The organism is Anoxynatronum buryatiense (assembly GCF_900182905.1).
GTDB classification, from domain to species: domain Bacteria; phylum Bacillota; class Clostridia; order Peptostreptococcales; family Tindalliaceae; genus Anoxynatronum; species Anoxynatronum buryatiense.
This window is the reverse complement of record NZ_FXUF01000033.1, coordinates 1-3,862: the sequence shown is the minus strand read 5'-3', so window position 1 is coordinate 3,862 and position 3,862 is coordinate 1. Positions and strand designations below refer to the sequence as shown.

The window sequence follows — 3,862 nt, the reverse complement described above, 5'->3', positions numbered from 1 at the left end:
CCTCCTTCAGCTATCGGTATTCTTCCCGGATCGAGTCAGCAGTTATTTGCCGTAAGGGGATCAATAGTTAAAAGCACAAAATTATTGACAGACCCGGATAATCTTCAATTCATCAACCTCTCTATTTCATAACTAATCCACAATCCCGGTTCTTTTGATTTATCAAATTGAATCCAGCATTTAGGAGAATATGAACTATTTATTTTCCAATATCCATCCTTTTGCTTTTTCGATTGGATATACTCTTTTGCCAAATCACAACGGGAATCCGAATCCAAATTATTGTCTTTTAATAATCTGAGTATCTCAATCACGTTAGTTTTATATGAAAACGGATATGTCAGCTTATTTATATCTTTCGTAATCGGTTGTCCATTAGATTGTCGCAGATAAATTTGATGATCAAGTATATACTCCAATCCAGTTTCCAATTTCTTTTCTGCTCTTTCGTTCGTTATGTAACCAGAACTTTTTTTATAATCGGTGAGTACTATCATAGCTTTTACAATCCCAATATAACAAGGCGTTGTCTTCATGCAACCACCATATTTTAAAATCCGTGAACCGGTCCAGGTACTTTTTGAACCTCGTTCAAGGTTCTGATAATTTAAAATCCATTCAATTCCTTTATCAATGCGATCTTTGCCCGAATAATCCATTCGTATCAAAATACTTGTTATTATTGAATTATAGCACGACAATATATCATCACTTTTTCCAGTAATGGAGAAACCGTTTCCACAGAAAGACAAATCAGCAAGTTTATTATTCCATTTTTGAACTCTCTCAAGATGATGAGCAAAAGGTATTTCTGCGATTTCCGTCAATCTGTTAAGCAAATTCAAAGTATCAAAGTCAAAATCAGTCAATAAATCTTTCACAATCTCTGATTTATTGAGAAAATACAATGCTTGACTGAAATCTTTAATCTCTCCCGAGTCCATTTTTTGTTTCAATACTAAAGCTGTATCCATGTGTTTTGGCCTCCTCATATAACGCCCAACGTTCCCGTGAATTCCGACGTTCCTGAACTGGACCCCAAAGGAATACCCCTTGGCGGTGCTTGTCTCCCAGCGAAAAGGTTTGGGTCGGAGCACAGCGGAGCCAGCAATGCATTGTTAGTTGATGCCACAACCCATCTCACTTTCTTATGCCCCATTAAAAAGATATTACGTGATAAGAATTAACATTACTTCTTCACAGCGTCCACATAATATGAAACTAAAACATTCCACCATTATATTTTTTTTGGGCTTTAATTATGAAAACAAAACCTAAAACAAAACACAATACAAAAAAAATCCAATCATAAGTAGTTTTTGTGACATAACCTATAACGCCCGTTACAATGATACCGAAACCTATAATAGTAACGCCTTTTCCCATTTGTTCTGTATACGCTTTTTTATTTTCTTCTTTCACCTTTGTATAGTGATATGAGTGAATTAAAGAAATTTTTTCTTTTTTCCATATTAAGAAACCCATCCAAATAAAAATAACACCCACAATTGACATTAGAATCAGCTCAAATATCATATATGCCTCACCTCCCGGTTATGTAAATATCTTGATTTCGCCTTTTACATCTAATATTTAGTAGCACCAGACAAACTAATTGACCCAACTCCTTGCCCTGATATTGTGGTTTCAACTAACGTCCTCACACTCAAGATATTTCTCAACCTTAGATAGCTCTTATCTTGGGCTGAGAAATGTGCTTTGGCTATCTTTTCAAGCCAAAGCGAACCTGAGTGCATTGTTAGGCGAAGTCAAGTTCGTCATATATATCTTATATTCATTGCACTTTAGAGGAGCTGACAAAATTACTCGTTCTCCATTTATTGTGAATAAACGCAACAACTTCCTTAAGCGACTTTTTCCCTTCTGGGGTGTGATCAGGAAAAATTGAAAAAACATGAAACATCCCCTTCCATAACTTGAGAGTTGCTTCCACGCCATCTTTCCTAGCCTTTTCTACTAAATTTAATGAGTCATCAAGTAATATCTCATCAGTACCTGTATGTATAAGTATTGCAGGAAATCCATTAAAATTACCAAATCTCGGAGAAATCAAAGGGTTTTTTACGTCTTTTCCCTGTGTATAAGCCGCCACCAGGTTTTTTTGGTCGTCAACGAATACTAATGGATCTCTTTTTACATTGGTTTCTAAGCTTTTAGAGGTTAGGGTGAGATCCGTCCACGGAGAGAAAAGTACAAGGGCTGTTGGTAAGGGGTCTCCATTATCTCTCAAGGCTAACGTTGAAGATAAACATAGTCCTGCCCCAGCAGAATCTCCCACAAGAATAATATTTTCAGAAGATATACCTTGAGATAAAAGACTTTGATATACCGAAATTGTATCTTCTAATGCCGCAGGAAAGGGATTCTCAGGAGCTAGCCTGTATTCCACATATAGTACTCTAATACCAGTCGCCTTAGCTAATCTACTAGTATAATGTCTGTATGTATTTATGGATCCAATGCAAAATCCTCCACCATGTAAATATATAATGACTTTATCTAGTGGTGCATTTTCTAGATAAGCCCACTCACATGTCACATCATCTAGCTTAACCTGTTGAATTTTGATATTATTTGCTACTGAATACTTTCTGGCTAATTGATCCGTTTTTTTTCTTCTTAAGTTAAAGTCTTCATCCATAGGTATAACTTTCTTAATAATTTTTTTTATTATCCAAGCCTGAATACTCATTTAAATCTCCCTTTTCATAATTTGTGTTTTTCAGTTGAACGATACTCTATGTAAAAATGATCATGAGATTTCGCCTAACGTTTTTAGGGTTAGCGACGTCGGACTTCCTTATATAATTAGCCTATGACGTCTGCTAAGCATTTGTTATATATTGTTATCACGCCTACAAAGCATCACTGAAATATATGTTTCATAATGTCAAGCAAGTCATTGGTATTTATATAAACATCAGCTCTTCCAAATAGTTTATTAGAATAATTAAGCGCTATTGATTTTCCACTTTTTTCAAATATTTTTATATCAGACGCACTATCTCCTATTGAAACAACATCATCTAATTTTATATCATGCTCATTACAAAATGACTCCAAGCTATCTAACTTCCCACTATCTCCTAAATGATTTAATATCTTCCCCGTAAATATTCCATTTTCAACTTCATATATACTTCCATAAATTTTATCAAATTTAAACATCTTTCCTAAAACAGCTGCAACTTGTACTGGTCCAGCCGTCACCAAAATCACTAAAATACCATTGTTTTTTAATTCATTTATTACTTTTTCAATGTTGTTGATCAGTATAATATGTTTTTGAAACTCTTCTTCTATTGTCTTTACCTCTAATCCAGTAAATAATTTAGCTTTTATGTAATCTGCTTCTATCCAAGAAATCTCGTCTTGTTCTTCTCTTTTTTCAACATCTCTGACTTCATCTGCTTTTCCACTTAAAAAACAAAGATACTCTACAGAATTTGTATTGGTAATCAAAGTTCCATCCATATCAAAGCAAACTGTTTTAGTTTTATTCAAATCGAGTCTCTCCCTTACAATTCCGAATGTCAACGAATTTCTGAGCCACGTGCTGATGAATTTTTGAGCCTGCACTGAACCCATAAAAACGGACACTTTGTAACCTACATTCCCGGAATTTATAACGAGGGCGGATCCACACCTAACGCTACATAAATATCTTTCTGTTTCTGTGTCACCTCACCCAGGAGGCGACCATGCTCAGGTGATTCAAACAGCTCAATGGCATCCAGTTCATCCATGAGACCCTGGAGGGTCCATTTGGTGAAAAGGCCAGCATCCTGCATCTTCTTTTTCACGTAAGACAAATAGATTAAAGCAATAAACTCAACGAATA

The 3,862-nt window shown here is 35.3% G+C and carries 4 protein-coding genes and 1 pseudogene; all 5 read right to left on the bottom strand.

Annotated elements, in window-relative coordinates:
- Positions 1 to 104: 104 nt before the first annotated feature.
- The gene (locus QOL74_RS18265) at positions 105 to 974 is read right to left on the bottom strand and encodes a prenyltransferase/squalene oxidase repeat-containing protein (RefSeq protein WP_283410942.1); all 870 of its coding nucleotides are present in this window, start codon (positions 972 to 974) and stop codon (positions 105 to 107) included.
- Between the two features lie 247 nt (positions 975 to 1,221).
- Complete coding sequence (locus tag QOL74_RS18260; RefSeq protein WP_283410941.1) at positions 1,222 to 1,536, bottom strand: DUF3784 domain-containing protein; 315 nt, start codon at positions 1,534 to 1,536, stop codon at positions 1,222 to 1,224.
- 259 nt (positions 1,537 to 1,795) lie between these two features.
- Positions 1,796 to 2,713 carry an alpha/beta hydrolase gene (locus tag QOL74_RS18255; protein WP_283410940.1) on the bottom strand — a complete coding sequence of 306 codons (918 nt, stop codon included), beginning with the start codon at positions 2,711 to 2,713 and terminating at the stop codon, positions 1,796 to 1,798.
- Positions 2,714 to 2,886: 173 nt separating this feature from the next.
- Entirely contained in the window at positions 2,887 to 3,525 is a 639-nt protein-coding gene (locus QOL74_RS18250) for an HAD family hydrolase (RefSeq protein ID WP_283410939.1), read from the bottom strand.
- 119 nt (positions 3,526 to 3,644) lie between these two features.
- Positions 3,645 to 3,862, bottom strand: a pseudogene (locus QOL74_RS18245) (IS1634 family transposase); the annotation flags it as partial.